Below are 18595 nucleotides of genomic sequence, written 5' to 3'. Positions count from 1 at the left end.
TAATTATTTCGGGTCCAGGTAGTACTTGTTGTCGGTAAGTATTTTGTTGACGGCCGGTGGCACCATATACAATACCGTTTGCCGGCGTGCCAGTCGACCGCGAATGTATGAGGCGGAAATGGCAATGCCGGGGAAGTCTATGACGCTGATGCGCATGCCCTTCAGTTCAACTGTTTCTTTCTTGACCAGTGTTTTCATCGAGACTTCCGAACTGCTCTCCTGGCGTGCAAATGATATCAATCGCGGTGCCACTAAAAAATGGCATTGTTTAAAAAGATCCTGGGCTCGGTGCCAATCTTTTAGATATTTGACGTTGTCGCCGCCGATTACGAGCGAGATCTTCGTTTTAGGATAAAGTTTTTGAAAGTGTTCGACGGTATCGATAGTGTATGACAGACCATCGCGTTCTAATTCCACGCTGGAAGCTTCGAAGTAAGGATTGTCTGCCACCGCAACCGATACCATATCGTGTCGGGCGCTCGCGTCGAGCAAGCTCTGATCTTGTCTGTGGGGAGGGCTTGGGCTGGTGATGAAAAAGACGCGATCGAGGTTGAACTGATCGCGTGCACACTCTGCAATCAGCAAATGTCCGGAATGAATGGGGTTGAAGGTTCCGCAGAAAAGCCCGATCTTACGCAAAGTGTCTCCATCAAGTTTGCACGACTGAACCGTGCATATAAATCCGCGGCAATCTCAAACGCATTCTACATGCTAACTCATATGTAATCGTATCGAGCATGTTGGCCCAGTCTGCCAGCTGAATGGACAGGTCTTGATCTGTGCCAATCAAGGTCAGAGTGTCGCCCAGCGCAGATTCCGGCACTGCTGTAACATCAAACAACATTTGGTCCATGCTGATCAATCCGACCTGTTTTACTCTTTTGCCGTGAAGCAGTGCTTCCATGCGATTCGACAGTCCTCTGTCGATTCCGTCTGCGTACCCCAGTGGCACCGATGCGATGCGAGACTTCGACTGGGCTGTCCAGGTCATATTGTAGCCAACCGTTTCTCCTGCTTCGATTTCACGAAGCGAGTTGATCTTGGCTCTTATTGAAAGTGCCGGTTTCACGACATCAGATACGGTGCGCGCTTCCAACCCGTACAAGTTGAGCCCGGCTCGCACCAGATCATGTTGTGTGAAAGGATTATGTCTGGCCGCGTCACCAGAAGCGATGTGAGCCAGCACTTTACCTCCGTCAGCCTTGAGCAGTCCGGGAAATTTGGCTGACAGTCTCTTCAATACGGCTCGAAAGCACTGATCTTGTTTTTCTGTGAACGGCAGCTGATCTGCTTTGGCCAGATGGCTGAAAATGCTTATCAACTCCAGTTGGGGGTCTGAGATAATCTGCTGCACTAAGGTTTCGACGTCGTCAGGAGCTGCCCCAAGGCGGTGCATGCCCGTGTCAACTTTCAAGTGTAGTTTGATGTTCCTATTAATTTGATTGGCCAACTTAACTTGCCTGGCTAGCGCCTTAGCCGCATTCAAATCAGCCTGGCTGGTTATGGTTAAATCCAGATTGTGTTCTACGGCTGTTTGAACCGCGCCTGTTGGGACCGGGCCGAGAATGAGGATCGGCGTTACACGATCGGATGTTCTCAGTTCGATGCCCTCATCGACCGTCGCCACGCCCAGGCGCGACGCCCCAGCCCCCACAGCCGCTGCCGCCACGCCCACGGCTCCGTGACCGTATCCGTCACTCTTCACAACCGCCATCAGCCCCGTGTCGGGGCGTGTGAACCAGGACTTGATGGTGCGGGCATTTTGCTCGATCTTTTCCAGATCAATTTCCACCCAGGCATCTCTGTGATTTGATGAAACGGTTGATTGGCGGGACGCAAGCATTAGTAATTTCTCTAAACACTAGCGGCATCAAGAGCTTGTGAGTCCGCGAGGATATGCTAGCATTGCTTCAAGGTTGTAGGCACTATGTGGCTTTTACACAAGCTGCACAACGCTTTCAGATGATGGTGGCATTAAGACCAATCTCAGGTCAGCTTGTCAAAAGCGATCCATCCAGATCTTAAGCGATGCAACTGTGGAGTTCTGTTCAGGCGTCCCAGGAATCACGGTCAGTTCGTCAGGGTGATTGAGGAGTGGAAAGACTTGAATAAAGCTGAACTGGTTGACGTAGTCGCAAAAGAAGCCGGCACTACCAAAAAAGATGCCGAGCAGGTCATCAATAAGATGATGGAAACAATCATCAAGCACGTGTCAACTGGCGAGAAAGTTACTCTCGTCGGCTTCGGCACCTTTGAAGCACGCCAGCGCAAAGCCCGCACTGGACGTAATCCAAAGACAAATGAACCATTACATATTCCCGCCAAGCGCGTTCCTGGATTTAGAGTAGGAAAGGAATTCAGCGAAGCGGTTAACAAGAAAAAATAGGGGATAGGGTTGGAGTCACCGAAGGTAGCAGTCGTTGGTTGTGGAGCTTGGGGACAAAACCTGGTTCGCAACTTTGCTCAGTTAGGTGCCTTAGCGATCGCTTGCGATGCCAGTCCGGCAGCGCGGAACAAAGTCGTGTCCGAAAACCGCCCCATCGAAGTCGAACTTACTGACAGCTTTGAAAGCGTTCTGCAGCACCCCGGTGTCAGTGCCGTCGTCATCGCCACTCCCAGTGATACTCACTTCGAGCTTGCCAAAAAGTCACTGCTCGCCGGCAAGCACGTCTATGTGGAAAAACCACTGGCAAGAGACGTTCGCGAAGCGGAAGAACTCGACGAGATTGCGACAAGAGAGAATCTCGTGCTCATGGTTGGGCACCTCTTGCTGTATCATCCCGCCGTCAACTGTCTGAAAGAGATGATTGCCTCAGGAGAACTGGGCGATTTGCGTTTCATCAAATCAGACCGCATGAATTACAACCTCAATCGGCAACACTGGAGCGTCTTGTGGGATCTCGCTCCCCACGACATTTCCATGATGAGTTATCTGCTTGATTGTGAGGCGCCTGATGTCAGTCGGGTCGGTGGTTGGGATACGCTTGGCGACGGGCTTGTCGACGTTGCATATCTCGATTTGAATTTTCCAGTCAATGGCAAAGTCATCCAGGGGCAAATTCGAAACAGCTGGATTGATCCCCAGAAGCTTGTGCGGCTGACAATTAACGGCACTTTGAAAACTGCCGTTCTCAATGACACTCAGACCAAAAATAAGATCAGTTTGTACAGTCAGACCAAAGACGGCCGGATGATTATCGAGTATCCATCGTACTCTTCATACGAGCCTTTGCGACTGGAATGCGAACACTTCCTGCAATGCATAACTACAGGTAAGAGACCACGCACTGATGCCAATAACGCCTATCAAGTAGTGCGCATCCTTGCCGATGTGGAAAAACGCCTGTCCAGTCGCCCGGTGGCGAGCCGCTGAGACTCAACAATTGATCGACTTTGTTTGTTTGGAAAACTTTTTGCAGCAATCGTTAACTGAGAATGTAGAAAAGTTGCCATCGCATCGTCACGCTGTATAATGAGTTTCTATCGCGGAGTGCGGAAGTAATTCAGTGGTAGAATGTCTCCTTGCCAAGGAGAATGTCGCGAGTTCGAGCCTCGTCTTCCGCTCCATTTTTAATCTAAATTGCACGTCTTGCGACCGCCTGTCAGGCAGCCCTGCTATATTAGGGCTTGTGAGATGTCGTCGTGCGTCTCTGATTGGCAGTTTGCGATGAGGCGATTTTGATGACTGAAGCTGACAAGAAAGCTAAGCCTGCAAAAGACGCTTCAGACGCCCCCGAGCTTGTGGTTGGTGCCGGTTCAGCTCCTGAAAACAGTCAGAAATCTAATACGATTGCCTCTTCGGATCTGGATAAGAAAGACACTTCCGGTGCCGGAAATCCCGTCTACGCCAATCCGGGTGGCGGCATCGTGCAACGCCGTTCGCGCTGGTACAGCAGTCTGGCGGCTCTGCGCTATATCAACAGTCTCTCGAAAGATGATGACGTGCGCGTTCGCGACAGCGACCGTGCCACCAGTATCTCGTTGCTTATCGGTGCAATCTTCACGGTCGTTTCGTTGATCGTGCCGCAACTGGCTCCCCATCGAGTGCCGCTCGTTTTGGCTTGCGATGCGCTGGTTGGCGTAATGCTGCTTTTCTATGTTGCCAACAGATTCGGGATATTGAACACTCTCAGTCCCCGTCAGGCTCTATTGACCTGGCAGCTGTTGATGGGAGCAACATTCCTGGGCATTTTTCTCACTATCAATTTCGCTCTTCTGGTCGCTCTTGAAGTCTCAAATGCAGGCGGGCAGAACATCCTGGTTGGTCCTCAAACAAGCCAGACACGAGTTAATACCGGCACGGCTGCGCCGGTTCAGTCGACCCAGGCGCCCGTTCCATCTTCGCCAGAGACCGTTCCATCTACTCAAGCGCCGGCTCCATCCAGTCAGGCACCGACTGAGTAGTTCAACATCTAAAAAAGTAAATATGCATGCTCAGAAGGCGCCTAAGTGACCGCCTGATCGCCTGTGACGTGATAAAATCAGCGGCTGTTCGCGGTCTCAGCAGGACATTGGTCGTCTTGAACTGATGTCTAATGCATTCAAACAGGGAAAAATCACATGAAGGTCACCCTTGACAGGGAAGGCAAAAACCTCGTCCGCATGGGCTTGGAATTGGAATCAGAAAAAGCGCTCAAGGCCTACGAAATGGCTTGTCGCAGTCTCAGCCACCAGGTAAATATTCCTGGATTCCGACGAGGAAAAGCTCCTAGAAATATCATCGAAAAAACACTTGGTGTCGAATACATCAAGCGCGAGGCTCTCGAAAAGCTAGTGCCGGAGTTGCTCAGCCGCGCCATTATGGACGAAAGTCTCGATGTGATTACAGAACCGCAGATCGATTCATGCGAGTTCGAACTCGGTTCACCACTGAAGCTGAACGCTAATTTCGAAGTTAGACCGGAAGTCACTCTCGGCTCATACACAGGCGTTTCAGTCGACGTGCCGGAAGCAACGCTTCCTGCGGATGCAATGGACAGAGCCCTGGCCAGCATCGCTGAATCGAAAGCCAGCTTGAAAGCTGCGCCGGCGAGACCTGTGGCCAAGGGCGATACCGTTCTACTCGATTTCGAGTGCTATGTCGACGGTAAGCTTGTCGAGGGTGGAAAGGCTGAGGGACTGGTTCTCGAAGTCAAAGAAGGCACTTTCATCGAAGGTTTCTGCGATCAGTTGATCGGTAAAGAACCAGGACAGCAATTCGAAGTTAACGTCAAATTCCCGGAAGAATATCGCAACAAGGAATTAGCCAATCAAGACGCTAATTTCAAAGTTGATTTGAAAGAGCTTCGTGAGCGTGTTACTCCCGAATTGAACGACGAACTGGCCGTTTCAATCGGACAGCCGTCTTTGCAGGCTCTCAAAGATGCACTGCAGGAGCGCCTTGGCGAAGAAGTTCGTCAGGAAAATGAAATGCGATCGCAGCGCGCCGTTGTTGAAGCTGTAGTCAATGCCGCCACCGTCGACATTCCTGAGACGATGGTAGAACGTGAGCGTGACTTGCTGTTGCAACAAGTAAAGCGTTATCTCGAGCAGAATAATCAGAACTGGGAAGAATTCCAGCAATCTCCTGATTTCGAACAAGTACGTGCAAACAAGTTGGAAGAAGCACGCCAGAGAGTGCTGACCAGCCTCGTTCTAGGTGCTGTTGTTCGAGCTGAAAAAATGAGCGTCGACGACGACGAAATTGCTCCTTATCTTGCAGAAATTGTGGCTCGCTACGATTTGCAGGCCGAGCAAGTGGCTCGCAATGAAGAACTGCGTCGCCAGGTCATGGAAGAAGTGCTGACAAACAAGGTTGTGCAATTCCTGGTCGGCAGCGCCAAGATTCAATTTGTGGCTGAACCCGAACACGAACACGATCACGAGCATCACCATCACAAAGAAGGCGAAGCTTGTGAGCATGAACAGGGCGAGTCGAAGAAGAGCAGTAAAAAAGCTTCCGAAAAAACAGCTCAAAAGAGTTGATCGGCTCGATTTAATCTGCGCTATCAGTATTTGAGTAAGATAATATCCAGACGCGTGAATTTCATCGAAAGTCGGCAACTTGATGGCAACTTACACAAATGCTCGTAAAACGCTGAAAATTAGTGCTAAGTTTAGTTAGGTAATACAAGAAGGAAAGCAGGAAGGAAGACTATGTCATTAGATCGTCAGTGCCCACCAACAAGAAGTCAGCTTTTCGATATCTGGAGCATAACGCCTTATGCGTCTCCAAATATGTATTATCCGCCGACTGTTATTGAGACGACCGCTCGTGGCGAAAGAGCTTTCGATATCTTCTCGAGATTGCTCAGAGAAAGAATCGTATTTTTAGGAACTCCTGTAGACGACACAGTTGCAAACTTGATCGTGGCTCAGCTGTTGCTGCTCGAAGGCGAAGATCCAGAAAAAGATATTCGTCTCTACATTAATTCACCAGGCGGCTCGGTCACTGCTGGATTAGCTATCTATGACACTATCCAGCACATCAGATCTGATGTTTCTACAATCTGTTTGGGGCAAGCGGCCAGCATGGGAGCATTCTTGTTGTCAGCTGGTAAGAAAGGCAAACGCCTTGCGCTTCCACATTCAAGAATTCTCATTCACCAACCACTGGGCGGTGCACAAGGACAGGCAACTGATATCGAAATTCAAGCCAGAGAGATCTTGCGAATTAAGAGACAACTAAATGAATTGATGGCACAACACACCGGTCAATCCGTCAAGCAAATCGAGAAGGACACTGACCGCGACAACATCATGACAGCCGAAGAAGCCAAAGAATATGGTCTCGTCGACGAAGTGATTGTCAGATTGGACGCTCAGCCCAACCTGGCGGCGGTTTAGAAAGTCAGCTCACTTGTGAACTCGTGCATCTGACAATCTTCTGTCAGAATGATTCCATAGAGATAGGGAAACAACATGCCAAAGCAACCGGATAATCGACTTAAGTGCTCCTTCTGCGGAAAGAGTCAGGACCAAGTAAAGAAGCTGATTGCCGGGCCCGGTGTTTACATATGCGACGAGTGTGTCGACCTATGCAATGAGATCCTCGACGAGGAGCTCTTTGAAGGAAGTCCAGCTGCGAGCCCGACTGAAACAGCGTTGCCGCAGCTGGTCGATATTCCTAAGCCGCAAGAGATCAAGTCATTTCTGGATCAACACATCATCGGTCAGACATCAGCCAAGAAGATTCTTTCTGTAGCTGTCTACAACCACTACAAGCGAATCAGCCACAACAGCGAACTGTCTGATCAAGTTGAAATCCAGAAGTCCAACATTCTACTGATTGGACCGACCGGCTGCGGCAAGACTCTGCTTGCTCAGACTCTGGCTAAATTGCTCGACGTGCCGTTTGCAGTGGCTGACGCGACGACATTGACAGAAGCCGGATACGTTGGTGAAGACGTTGAAAACATCCTCCTGCGCCTTTATCAAGCCGCAGACTATGACGTCAAGAAGGCTGAGCGCGGCATCATATATATCGACGAAATCGACAAGATTTCCCGCAAGTCTGAAAATACTAGTATCACCCGTGATGTCAGCGGCGAAGGCGTGCAACAAGCACTGCTCAAGATGATTGAAGGAACTCTTGCAAACGTGCCTCCGCAAGGCGGTCGTAAGCATCCGCATCAAGAGTTCATTCAAATCAACACAGCCAACATCCTTTTCATTTGTGGTGGAGCATTCGTCGGTCTCGACAAGATTGTCGAACAGAGAACCTCTTCCAACCGCAATATCGGATTTGGTGCCGATACACCGTCAACAGCCTGGGAACGGGAGTTGAAAGCGAGCAAAATCTTGAAAGATACTGCTCCAGACGACCTGCTCAAGTTTGGATTGATTCCGGAATTTGTCGGACGTATGCCGGTTGTGGCTGTGCTTGAATCTCTCGATGTGGAAGCGCTGGTGCGCATTCTGGTCGAGCCTAAGAACGCCATCATCAAGCAGTATCAGCAACTGCTCGCACTCGACGGAGTAGAGCTTCGCTTCGATGAGCAGGCCATTGCCGGTATCGCTGAAGAGGCTTTGAAGCGCAAGACCGGTGCTCGAGCTCTGCGATCGATTGTGGAAGAAATCATGCTCGACATCATGTACGAAGTGCCGTCGCGCTCCGATATCAAGGTCTGCCACATCACAAAAGAGCTGGTCGAGAAGCGTTCGACGGCTGAGTTACTTCAATTGCCAAAAGCTAAACTCAAAGGCGAAATAGCTTAATTCGGCCGAAATACAGGCTAAACTATATGTCTGTAGCGTCATGCACAGACGATTCTGCGATTGGCTGTTTGCGAGTGTTTCGTCAGCTGATGGAGAATTCAACGATAGGATCATCCGGCTCTCTGAGAGTTGATTCACATTCTTTGGTCGCGATAAATGACTGATTTGACTGCAACGACATTTCCCCTCATTCCGCTGCGAGACGTTGTTGTCTTTCCGCAGATGGTGACGCCTTTATTCGTCAGTCGTCCTAAATCAATCGCTGCTCTGGAACAGTCGCTGTTGCGAGACGACCGCCTTGTCGTCCTTGTCGCGCAGAAAGACCCTGAGTGCGAAGAGCCGACTCAGGACGAGATTTATCAAATCGGCACTCTGGCTGAAGTCATGCAGATGCTCAAACTGCCTGACGGCACCGTTAAGGTGCTGGTTGAAGGTTCGAGCCGCGTCAGCCTGGAGAACGTTTTTGACGAATCTGCGCACTTCACAGCCAATGTCAAAGAGCAGGAAGAAACGGTCAGAGACGATCAGGGCACCAAGACTTTGATACGCCTGTCAGTTGAGAAGTTCGAGCAGTACGTCAAATCTACTAAGAAAATCAACCCGGAAAGTCTTCTCGCTGTTTCTGGTATCGGTCAGCCCGGTCGTCTTGCTGACATCATCGCCACTTATCTAGGATTGGATGTGGCGGAGCGGCAGAAGTGTCTCGAGATTGTCGACAGCACCGAACGCCTGGAATACGTCGGATTGCTGCTTTCACGAGAACTGGAACTGGCAGATCTTGAACAGCAAATTCACGATCGCGTGCGTTTCAATCTGGAGAAAACTCAGCGCGAATATTACCTGCGCGAAAAGATGCGCATCATTCAGGACGAGCTCAACGCCGACGGTGAGCAGACCGGTGAGATAGCCGAGTACAAGCAAAAAATCGCCAAGGCAAAAATGACTGGCGTGCCGCTTGAAAAAGCTCAGAAGGAACTGGGGCGTCTTGAAAAAATGATGCCGCAAAGTGCCGAAGCCGGCGTTATTCGCACCTATCTCGATACGCTTGTTTCGCTGCCGTGGGCGAAGCGTTCACGCGACAGTCTCGATCTCGATGAGGCGGAAGAAATTCTCGCTGAAGACCACTATGGGCTCGAGAAAGTCAAAGAGCGCATCCTCGAGTATCTAGCCGTGCGCAAGCTCTCTAAACATCCCCAGGGCACAATATTGTGCCTTGTAGGCCCTCCTGGCGTCGGCAAAACCAGTCTCGTCAAGTCGATCGCCAAGGCCATGAACAGAAAATTCGCCCGCATCAGTCTTGGTGGCGTCAACGATGAAGCTGAAATCCGTGGGCACCGTCGCACATACATAGGCGCCATGCCGGGGCGCATCATCCAGGCAATCAAGCAATCAGGCACGAAAAATCCAGTCATCCTGCTTGACGAAATTGAAAAGATGACACGCAGCTATATGGGTGATCCGACTGCGGCCATGCTGGAAGTGCTCGATCCCGATCAAAACGATTCATTCACCGATCATTATCTGGATGCTCCGTTCTCACTGTCGGAAGTTGTATTCGTCGCCACTGCCAATGCGCTAGATTATGTGCCCCGCCCGCTTTACGATCGTCTGGAAGTGATTCGCATTTCAGGCTATACAGAAGAAGAGAAGCTCTCGATCGCAGAACAGCACATCATTCCAAAAACTCTCGAGAAACATGGGCTGAGCAAAAGGAATCTCAAGCTTCAACCTGAAGCAGTACGCAAAGTAATTCAGGAATACACGCGCGAAGCCGGGGTGCGTCAGTTAGAGCGCAATATCGCCACTATCTGTCGCAAGGTGGCGGCCCAGGTCGTGAAGTCGCCCAGCAGCGTAATCAAATTGGCACCAAATTTGGTGACCAAGTATCTCGGTCCTCCCAAAATCATTCGTGAGACCGATCCTCGTGGTCCGCAAATCGGTATCGTTACAGGACTGGCGTGGACTGAGACCGGTGGCGAAACGCTTTCTGTCGAAGTCAACACAATGCCCGGCAAAGGTAAGTTGCAACTAACCGGTCAGCTTGGTGATGTCATGAAAGAGTCAGCTCAAGCGGCTTTCAGCTACATCCGCATGCATGCCAAAGAACTCGGTATCGATCCGGATTTTGGCGACAAGCTGGATATTCATGTGCACATTCCCGAAGGTGCTATTCCTAAAGACGGTCCATCAGCTGGTGTTGCTCTCGCTGTGGCGCTAATTTCAGCTGTCAGTAAGCGGCCCGTGCAAGCCAATCTTGCCATGACCGGAGAAATCACTTTGCGCGGTCGAGTTCTTGCCATCGGCGGTCTCAAAGAGAAGGTGCTGGCAGCAGTTCGCGCTGGAGTGAAGACTGTTTTTCTGCCCAAATCAAACGAGAAAGATCTGGCAGAAATTCCTGAGTACGTGAAGAAGCAACTGCAACTTGTGCCGGTCGGCCACCTGGATGAGGTGTTCTCGGTGGCTTTCAAAGAGAAGATAAAACCAACGAGCGGCAAGAAATCAGTCAAACCTGTGCGAGGAAAGAAGAGCAAGCCTGTCAATCGTCAGGCTGCACGCCGCTCCGCAGCGGGCACTGTCAAGCGGTAGGCGGAAGTGGCGACCACTTTCTGCCTCTATGTCGCAGTGACGATCTCTCAAGACTTTTGATATAGCTGCGCTTCAGCGTTTGCCAATACTGGCAAAATGCTAAATATGACGCTTTATCTTCAAATAAGTTGATATGCTTTACATTTGAGCAATAGTCGCTCTGGTTTGCTTTCAGCGCAATTGAATATTGTCTGAAAACCGAGATTTGCTCATCAAAAACAAGCAAACATTTTTGTTTTGCTTTAGTACCTGCTGTGGGTGAAGTTAAAAGGAGTTCGTCATGGTGATGGCTGAAAGGTTGAACAAAAATCTTGCGTACTTGGAACTCGATGACAAATTTGTCAATCCGGTTCTTTCGAGATCGGCTCGTATTGTCGCAGAGCGCGCAGAAGGCTCTTATATCTATGACATGAACGGCGATGCTTATCTCGATCTGGCAACAGGTATCGCGGTAAATAACGTCGGACACTGCCATCCCAAAGTCGTCGCAGCCATTCAAAAGCAAGCAGCCGAGCTGATTCACACATCAGTTACCGTGCACCACAAGCGTTACATCGAACTGGCTCAAAAGCTCGTCGACATCACTCCTAAGACTCTCGATTCTGTCTTTCTGGCAAACAGCGGTGCTGAAGCCGTTGAAGGCGCCGTCAAACTGGCGCGCTACGTCACAGGACGTCCGGGCATCATCAACTTCCGCGGCTCCTTCCACGGTCGCACGATGCTGACGATGGCTCTCACCACTTCAAAACTTTATTACCGTGAAAAGTATGAGCCGCTGCCAAGCTGCATCTACACGGTGCCTTTCCCTTACACCTATCGCTCACCTCTGAAAGACAATCCAGAAGCCGTGGTCGATAGCGTATTTGAAGAACTCGATAACCTCTTCCATCAATTTATTCACCCAGAGCAAGTGGCTGCTTTTATCGTTGAGCCTGTGCAGGGTGAAGGTGGTTATGTCATTCCGCCGAAGGGCTTCCTGACTCGCTTGCGTAAGCTGGCCGACAAGCACGGCATCATGCTGATTATTGATGAAGTGCAGTCTGGATTCGGCAGAACCGGAAAAATGTTCGCTTGCGAACACGAACCAGTCGAGCCGGACATCATGTTGATGGCTAAGGGAATTGCAGGCGGCATGCCTCTTTCCGGATTTATCTCACGTCGCGAAATCACAAGCAAATGGTTGCCTGGAAGACACGGCTCCACATTTGGTGGCAACCCGGTTTCTTGCGCTGCTGCGCTTGCCGTTATCGACGTGCTGCAGGAAGAGAAATTGCCGGAGCGTGCAGCCAAACTGGGCGGCGAAATGCTCAAGCGTTTGCAAAAATTTGCCGAAGACAAGCAATACATCGGCGAAGTGCGTGGACTGGGCATGATGCTCGGCATCGAGTTTGATGAAAAAGACGGCAAACCAAGCAAAGAATTGGCTGAGAAGGTGGCCGAGCGTTGCCTCGAGAACAAGTTGATTGTTCTCACTTGCGGCATCCGCGGCCAGGTTATTCGCTTGATTCCACCGCTCAATCTTTCGGATGCCGATGCTGCAAAAGCTTTGGATATCCTCGAAAAGGCCATGACGTTTTAAGCGAAAGTTCGCTGTTAAGACAGTTGAAAAAGCCGGGAGAAATCTATGAGCACTAGTACACAGAGTCTGCAAACAAAGACCAGGGCTGACGCTCCTCGCGTCTACCATAACTACATCGGTGGTCGTTGGGTGAAGGCTGAAAATGGTGAAACTTTCACCAGCACTAATCCTGCCAATGAAAAAGAGATCATCGGTCACTTCGCAGCATCCACGGTCAACGATGTTAAAAAGGCTATTGATGCAGCCGAGGAAGCACTGAAGACCTGGAGAAAAGTTCCAGCTCCTCACCGCGCCGAGATTCTCTACAGAGTCGCTCACTTGCTCGAAACTCGCAAAGAAGAAATGGCGAGAAACATGGTTCGCGAAATGGGCAAAGTGATCAAAGAAGCGCGTGGCGATGTGCAAGAAGCTATCGACATGGCTAAGTTCATGGCCGGCGAGGGACGCCGCCTGATGGGTACAACCGTACCGTCTGAGCTGCCCAACAAGTTCGCCATGTCCGTGAGGGCACCTATTGGCGTGGTCGGGCTGATCACGCCGTGGAACTTCCCTGTTGCTATACCAAGCTGGAAAATTTTTCCGGCTATCGTTGCGGGCAACACGGTCGTTTTCAAACCAGCTACAGACACTCCTCTTTGCGCAGTCATGCTCGTTGAAGTGCTTGTAGAAGCAGGACTCCCTGCAGGAGTACTGAATCTGGTTACAGGCGAAGGCAGCAAAGTAGGTCAGGCGATCGTTGAAGATCCACGTGTTCGCGCAATTTCCATTACCGGCTCAACAGTAGTCGGCAAGAAAGTTGCCGGACGTTGCGGTGAATTGATGAAGCGCATCTCTTGTGAATTGGGTGGAAAGAATGCCATCTGCATCATGGAAGATGCCGATATCGAACTGGCTGTCGAAGGCGCTGTTTGGGGCGGTTTCGGTACTGCCGGACAGCGTTGCACCGCTGCCAGCCGAGTCATAGTGCACAAGGATCGCTACAAAGAATTTACTGAAAAATTCGTTGCACGCGCCAGAGCCCTCAAACTCGGTGACGGTCTGGACCCTGAAGTGCACGTCGGACCGGTAGTTTCGAAGTCTCAGTTGCACAGCGTGCACGAGTACGTTGAGATAGGCCAGAAAGAAGGTGCCACCCTCCTTTGCGGTGGCAACATCGTCAAGGATAACGGTATGGAAAACGGTTGGTTCCATGAGCCTACAGTTTTCGGTGACGTCAAGCCATCGATGCGTATCGCTCAGGAAGAAATATTCGGACCAGTCGTGAGCATCATCAAAGTCAATGATTTCGATGAAGCTATTGAAGTAGCTAACGGCACCGAATATGGTCTCTCCCTTTCAATGTATACAAAAGACGTAAACCGCGCCTTCGCAGCTATCGAAGAGCTCGAATCCGGCATCGTCTACATAAATGCTCCAACGATTGGTGCTGAAATTCAGTTGCCTTTCGGTGGTGTCAAACAAACCGGCAACGGACACCGTGAAGCCGGAACCACTGCAATCGACCAATTCACCGAGTGGAAGTCTGTATATGTCGACTACTCGGGACGCCTGCAGAGAGCGCAGATTGATAATCATCCTGCTCGAACTGAAGACGACGAAAGCAAAATTGCTCCGTAACCACTGTTAAAACGCTACGCTACTTAATTGGAGAAAAGGACTATGGATTTTGACTTTACACCGGAGCAGATGGCAATGCGCAAGCACATGCGTGACTTTGCCGAGCGTGAAATTGCTCCTAAAGCTGCGTACAACGATCGCGAATGCAAGTTCGATTGGGATATCGCCAAAAAGATCTTCGCTGAAGGTTTTCTAGGCTGCCCAGTGCCTGAGAAATACGGCGGTCTGGGAATGGACTATGTGGCCTACGGTTTGATGACCGAAGAAATCAACCGTGTCTGCTCTTCCACTCGAACTCTTTTCTCAGTGCAGACATCTCTCGTTGCTCTGACGATTTTGAAGTGGGGAACCGAAGCTCAGAAGCAAGAATTGCTGCCTAAGCTTTGCAACGGCGAATACATCGGTTGCTACGGTTTGACTGAGCCAGAAGCAGGTTCAGACGCCGGTAACCAGCAGACCAAAGCAGTTAAGGACGGTTCCGACTATCTGTTGACCGGTCAGAAAACCTGGATCTCATGCGGTTCTATCGCTACACACGCGCTTGTCTTCGCAACTGTCGACACCAAGTTGGGACACAAAGGCATCACCTGCTTTATCGTCGATACCAAGTCGAAAGGCTTCTCGGCTGTGCCAATCAAAGGCAAGTTGGGATTGCGCGCATCAGACACATCGTCCTTGTTCCTTGATCAGGTGCGTGTACCAGCTGCAAACATGCTCGGTGGACTCGGTGAAGGCTTCAAAGTGGCTATGTCAGCCCTGGATAACGGTCGTTTCTCAGTAGCCGCCGGTGCCGTAGGTCTCGTGCAGGGATGTATCGATGCTTGCACCACCTACGCAATGCAGAGGCAGACATTTGGCAAGCCAATCGGTGAGCATCAACAGGTGCAAGCCATGATTGCCGACATGGTTGCCGATGCAGAAGCCGGACGACTGCTCTACTTGCGTGCCGCCCATCTGAAGAACAAAGGCGTTCGCAACACGCTTGAAACTTCAATTGCAAAATTGTTCTGCGGAGAAGCGGCTAACAAAGCTGGTCACAACGCAGTACAAATCTTCGGTGGCTATGGATTCTCAGATGAGTATCCAGTTGAGCGCTACTTCCGCGACGCTAAAGTGCTGAACATCTACGAAGGAACTCGCGAAATCCAACGCTTGATCATCGCTCAAGATGCGCTCGGTATCCGCAATGCGAACGGACAGAGCACTGGTCGTATGACCGCTCTTGCTGGAACCGCAGCAGAACCACAATTGGCTGGCGTGTAAATCGATAGCAAAAATCTAAAGCCGCTCAGTGAAATTCATTGAGCGGCTTTTTTTTGAGCAGCCTGGTTCGCAATTTTTATATTTCGCGGTTCATAGTTCGCAGTTTCTAGTTCGCAGTTTCGCGGACGCCTGCAAGTTGCGGGTGATCGGTTGCCAGTTTTGGAATGCGATTGGCTAGAGCTGTGAAGAGCTTCTTGCCGCCAGTCTCGTTCAGATGTGTCGAATCATAAAAATCCGATAGTGCAAAACCGTTGGAGCTATCCATGTCGACAAATGGACTGCGATGCCGTTGAGCAATTTCGCTGACTGACGAGATGTACTTTTCGTAGACATTTCTATCAATCAAGTCGCGGTTGTATTTCGTCAGCGGCATATTTACTATCACTACAGGAACGTTATGCTGATTGCACAACTCCAACGTTTGCGTGAAAGATTCCAACTGTTTATCGAATAGCTTGTTGTCTACTTTTGAGTAGTTCATTTTGAAGTGCGGAATGTCTTCCAGTCTGTTCTTTCGACCGTAGGCATCCATCGCAGATTCAACCGTGTCTGTTTGATTTGCTGCCAAAGCCTGTTTGGCGGCGGTAAGCGCTTTATCTTCCTGGGCGGGACGATTCAACAGTTTATTGACGTACTCGCTCATAGGCGCTTTACAGGCGGCTAACTCATTTTCCAGCAAGTCGAAATGCCACGTGCACTCTCTTCTCACTCTGTCTGCCGCCAGGGCTATAGCGCTCGCGTCGAATGGCCAGGAATATGACTTGAAAGCCTGACCGATGCGGGTGTTGTCTACTCCGCGACCGTCATTCCAGATAAACTCGGCCGGGGCAACTGTCCAGACCACAAGACCAGGTTTTTTGTTGAATGCAAGCGCTTTTTCGAGAATCAATTTCTGGTCCGACGCAACGATTCCGGCTAGTCCAAGATTTACTACGTCGACTTTCTTTCCCAGGCTCTGAGAGAGCAGCATTTTGAAGTAGTCGCAGCGCTTGTAATGACTGAATGCGAACATATCAGGCAACGTCGAGTATGGACTCCTGGCTCGAACAAAAGTTTCGTCGCAAGAGATTGATGGCACCGCCAGTAGTGACGATCCCATCATCACTACGTGTGGATCAGGTTGAGAGCATATATATTCGAAAATTTTGCGGCAAAATGGCTCGTTGCTGCCGTTAACACTCTTTTCGTACCAGATCTGGTTGGTGCGTGGCACGTAGGCGCTCAGCACTACATCTGTACACGCAAGCAACACGCAGATATACAGAAAGCTGCTCCGGCTCAAGCGTTTGAGCACGGACCACCCTTTCATGGCTATATTCCCGGTCGACAAATAGACCCCTGCTTCGGTTTTTTCCGGACAGTCCGGCCATGCCAGACTCTTGAAAAGGCCCAATAATAGCACAGCCTTGGCAGGGCTTCAGGCGCAACTGCTGGCGCTTTAAATGATTCTCAAGGGCTGAAAATGTCATTTTTGCGGAGAGTCTGAAAGAAACCTGGCACGGAGACGGAGCGCAGACAACAGGTCGCGCTCCGCTGGGGTCTCAGTTTGTAACGCCAGCTGTTACCCGGCCACGGTCTTTTGTCTTCTGGACTGAGATTGAGATGCCGGTTTTAAGATCACAGGCTCGACTTTGTTGATTTGAGCCAGACTTCGCCGCGAGCGGGATGCTACATGTGCGTTCTCGTCATTTGTCAGTGACTCTAATATCGTTACGGCTTGATTGCAGTTGTCGGCTACTGCATAACGAATGTCAGCATTCTCATCTAGTGAAAGTTGCAGCATTGTCGCAGCCGGTGTATTTGGATTCTCTGCAACGGCGATTCTGACACGCGGAGACTCGCTCTGAGCAAGTTTTGTCAGTGTGCTGGACCAGGTGTTTTTGTTTTCGGCTATGCGTTCCTGGAACGATACCGAACAAGTTGCCGCCAGCGCATCAAGCACCGCTCCTGGTGTCTCAGGACTGACGGCGATGAGCCAGAACAAGTGTGCCGCCACGTAGTCTGTTGCTGAAAGATCTTGTTGCTGACCGTTGCTCTGTTCATTCAACCATGCCCACATCAGTCTGCGTATGTAGCGGTCGATGTGATCGGGCCACGTCCATCTCAGGAGAAATCTATAAGGGAACTTCTCGTCGATCTCGTAGTTGTCTTTTGCATAAGTGTTGGTCGTCATATCAGGCACCTAGAATCCTTGCTTGTTTGCTCGCTTACACCAGCCGAACTTGCCTACCGTTATTCCTGCATAACTCTGCTTATCTCTTTCATGCCCTTGCAAGAATTCCTCTGATTGGGGTTACCCTATCAAACCGTTAATGCTAACCAGCATTTCTAACTGGACTGTACACGCTCAACGGAAGCAGGCAGCACTGCGATTCCTTACCTGGTAAGGGTTTCCGAACGAGCATGGTGCAACTCAGCCACAGAAATCGCTCTGGGGGTGGATGTCGGTCGTTTCATTCTGTTTGGCGTCTATTTTTTGAGGCGGGTAAAGGATTGTAATAGCTTCGAAAATGCCCGCCGGTCATAGTTTTCAGTAGCTTACATTAGGTCGTTATTATATTCAGTGACGAAAGTCGAAGGAGTAATTATGGCCGGTGGCGTATATAAGATGACTGAGATCGTCGGGACCTCTCCTAACAGTTTTGCGGATGCAGTAAAAGAAGGCGTGAAGAGAGCCAGCAAGACTCTTCGTAACCTGGGCTGGTTCGAAGTGGTCGATCAAAGAGGTTTGATCAAAGATGGCCAGGTCGCTGAGTTCCAGGTGACTATCAAAGTTGGATTTAAACTGGACGACTAGTCTCTTGCACCGTATATGGTGTGCGATTATGGACGGTATGACAGGGCACCGCATCTGGTGCCTTGTTTTTTTTATGTCTACGCTCTTATATCTTTCTGAGTTGCCACTAGACCGATCGGTCGCGACCGATTCCTAAATCTGCCGGGTATTCCGTCTGATAAAGTGACTTGAATTTTGCTCTTTTCAGTGACCTGTCAGTCCAGTAGAATCGTCATTGTCCAGCTTGGGAGCAATGAGAACAGTAAGCCTGTTAAGATAGCCGTATTGAGGTGAATATGGGTTCGCAGGAAACTAATTGGAAAACTTTGCTCGATGAAGCCAAGAAGGCGCGCGAGAGCGGAAGCTATGCAGATGCCGAACAGTTGTACAGGCGTGCCATAGCGGAAGCAGAACGTGTTTTCGGTGCTGAGAGCGAACAAATTAGTTTTGTACTCAAGTCTGTCTTAATCGAGTTGACGAACTTTTTCGAAGCAAATGGTATGGCTGAAAAGGCCGAGCCGTACTACAGTCACGCGCGTCAAATCATCAACAACACCTAAATCGTCATCTTAAAGCCC

General features: G+C 50.2%; 16 protein-coding genes and 1 tRNA gene. 13 read left to right on the top strand and 4 right to left on the bottom strand.

The annotated features are described in order from the left end of the window. Positions 1–3: 3 nt before the first annotated feature. Entirely contained in the window at positions 4–678 is a 675-nt protein-coding gene (gene nadD, locus EKK48_20625; GenBank protein ID RTL38839.1) for a nicotinate (nicotinamide) nucleotide adenylyltransferase, read from the bottom strand. Then, positions 650–1843 (bottom strand): alanine racemase, encoded by a 1194-nt coding sequence (gene alr, locus EKK48_20620; GenBank protein RTL38838.1) that lies wholly within the window; start codon positions 1841–1843, stop codon positions 650–652. Before alr ends, nadD begins: the two co-directional genes overlap by 29 nt. 261 nt (positions 1844–2104) lie before the next feature. Here alr and EKK48_20615 point away from each other — a divergent pair, with 261 nt between their 5' ends. The 11 genes from EKK48_20615 (at position 2105) to EKK48_20565 (ending at position 15241) form a co-directional block, all read left to right on the top strand. Next, positions 2105–2386 carry an HU family DNA-binding protein gene (locus tag EKK48_20615; protein RTL38837.1) on the top strand — a complete coding sequence of 94 codons (282 nt, stop codon included), beginning with the start codon at positions 2105–2107 and terminating at the stop codon, positions 2384–2386. A gap of 3 nt (positions 2387–2389) precedes the next feature. Then, positions 2390–3373 (top strand): Gfo/Idh/MocA family oxidoreductase, encoded by a 984-nt coding sequence (locus EKK48_20610; protein ID RTL38836.1) that lies wholly within the window; start codon positions 2390–2392, stop codon positions 3371–3373. A 119-nt stretch (positions 3374–3492) separates the two neighbouring features. Further along, positions 3493–3567, top strand: a tRNA-Gly gene (locus tag EKK48_20605). A 114-nt stretch (positions 3568–3681) separates the two neighbouring features. Continuing rightward, on the top strand, positions 3682–4404 hold the full coding sequence (locus tag EKK48_20600) for a hypothetical protein (GenBank protein ID RTL38835.1): 723 nt from the start codon (positions 3682–3684) through the stop codon (positions 4402–4404). A 156-nt stretch (positions 4405–4560) separates the two neighbouring features. Next, entirely contained in the window at positions 4561–5964 is a 1404-nt protein-coding gene (gene tig / locus EKK48_20595) for a trigger factor (GenBank protein RTL38834.1), read from the top strand. Between the two features lie 252 nt (positions 5965–6216). Further along, a complete protein-coding gene (clpP, locus tag EKK48_20590) occupies positions 6217–6825 on the top strand; it encodes an ATP-dependent Clp endopeptidase proteolytic subunit ClpP (protein ID RTL38895.1) in 609 nt (202 codons plus the stop codon). A 75-nt stretch (positions 6826–6900) separates the two neighbouring features. Then, a complete protein-coding gene (gene clpX, locus EKK48_20585; protein RTL38833.1) occupies positions 6901–8196 on the top strand; it encodes an ATP-dependent protease ATP-binding subunit ClpX in 1296 nt (431 codons plus the stop codon). Positions 8197–8352: 156 nt separating this feature from the next. After that, positions 8353–10782, top strand: a complete 2430-nt coding sequence (lon, locus tag EKK48_20580; protein RTL38832.1) for an endopeptidase La — start codon at positions 8353–8355, stop codon at positions 10780–10782. A 280-nt stretch (positions 10783–11062) separates the two neighbouring features. Continuing rightward, positions 11063–12361, top strand: coding sequence for an aminotransferase class III-fold pyridoxal phosphate-dependent enzyme (locus tag EKK48_20575; GenBank protein ID RTL38831.1), 1299 nt, complete (start codon positions 11063–11065; stop codon positions 12359–12361). 45 nt (positions 12362–12406) lie between these two features. Beyond that, positions 12407–13978 carry an aldehyde dehydrogenase family protein gene (locus EKK48_20570; GenBank protein RTL38830.1) on the top strand — a complete coding sequence of 524 codons (1572 nt, stop codon included), beginning with the start codon at positions 12407–12409 and terminating at the stop codon, positions 13976–13978. A gap of 42 nt (positions 13979–14020) precedes the next feature. Then, entirely contained in the window at positions 14021–15241 is a 1221-nt protein-coding gene (locus EKK48_20565) for a butyryl-CoA dehydrogenase (GenBank protein ID RTL38829.1), read from the top strand. 106 nt (positions 15242–15347) lie between these two features. Here EKK48_20565 and EKK48_20560 read toward each other — a convergent pair whose 3' ends face one another. Beyond that, the gene (locus tag EKK48_20560; protein ID RTL38828.1) at positions 15348–16550 is read right to left on the bottom strand and encodes a DUF1574 domain-containing protein; all 1203 of its coding nucleotides are present in this window, start codon (positions 16548–16550) and stop codon (positions 15348–15350) included. A gap of 252 nt (positions 16551–16802) precedes the next feature. Beyond that, entirely contained in the window at positions 16803–17414 is a 612-nt protein-coding gene (locus EKK48_20555; protein RTL38827.1) for a hypothetical protein, read from the bottom strand. Between the two features lie 414 nt (positions 17415–17828). On the opposite strand from EKK48_20555, the gene EKK48_20550 reads away from it, so the two are divergent. Both EKK48_20550 and EKK48_20545 read left to right on the top strand, forming a co-directional pair. Then, positions 17829–18038: a dodecin domain-containing protein gene (locus EKK48_20550; GenBank protein RTL38826.1), complete on the top strand. Its 210-nt coding sequence runs from the start codon at positions 17829–17831 to the stop codon at positions 18036–18038. 275 nt (positions 18039–18313) lie between these two features. Continuing rightward, entirely contained in the window at positions 18314–18577 is a 264-nt protein-coding gene (locus EKK48_20545; GenBank protein RTL38825.1) for a hypothetical protein, read from the top strand. Positions 18578–18595: the final 18 nt, after the last annotated feature.

The sequence above is a fragment of the Candidatus Melainabacteria bacterium genome, assembly GCA_003963305.1.
Lineage (GTDB): Bacteria > Cyanobacteriota > Vampirovibrionia > Obscuribacterales > Obscuribacteraceae > PALSA-1081.
This window is presented reverse-complemented; position numbering and strand designations above follow the sequence as displayed.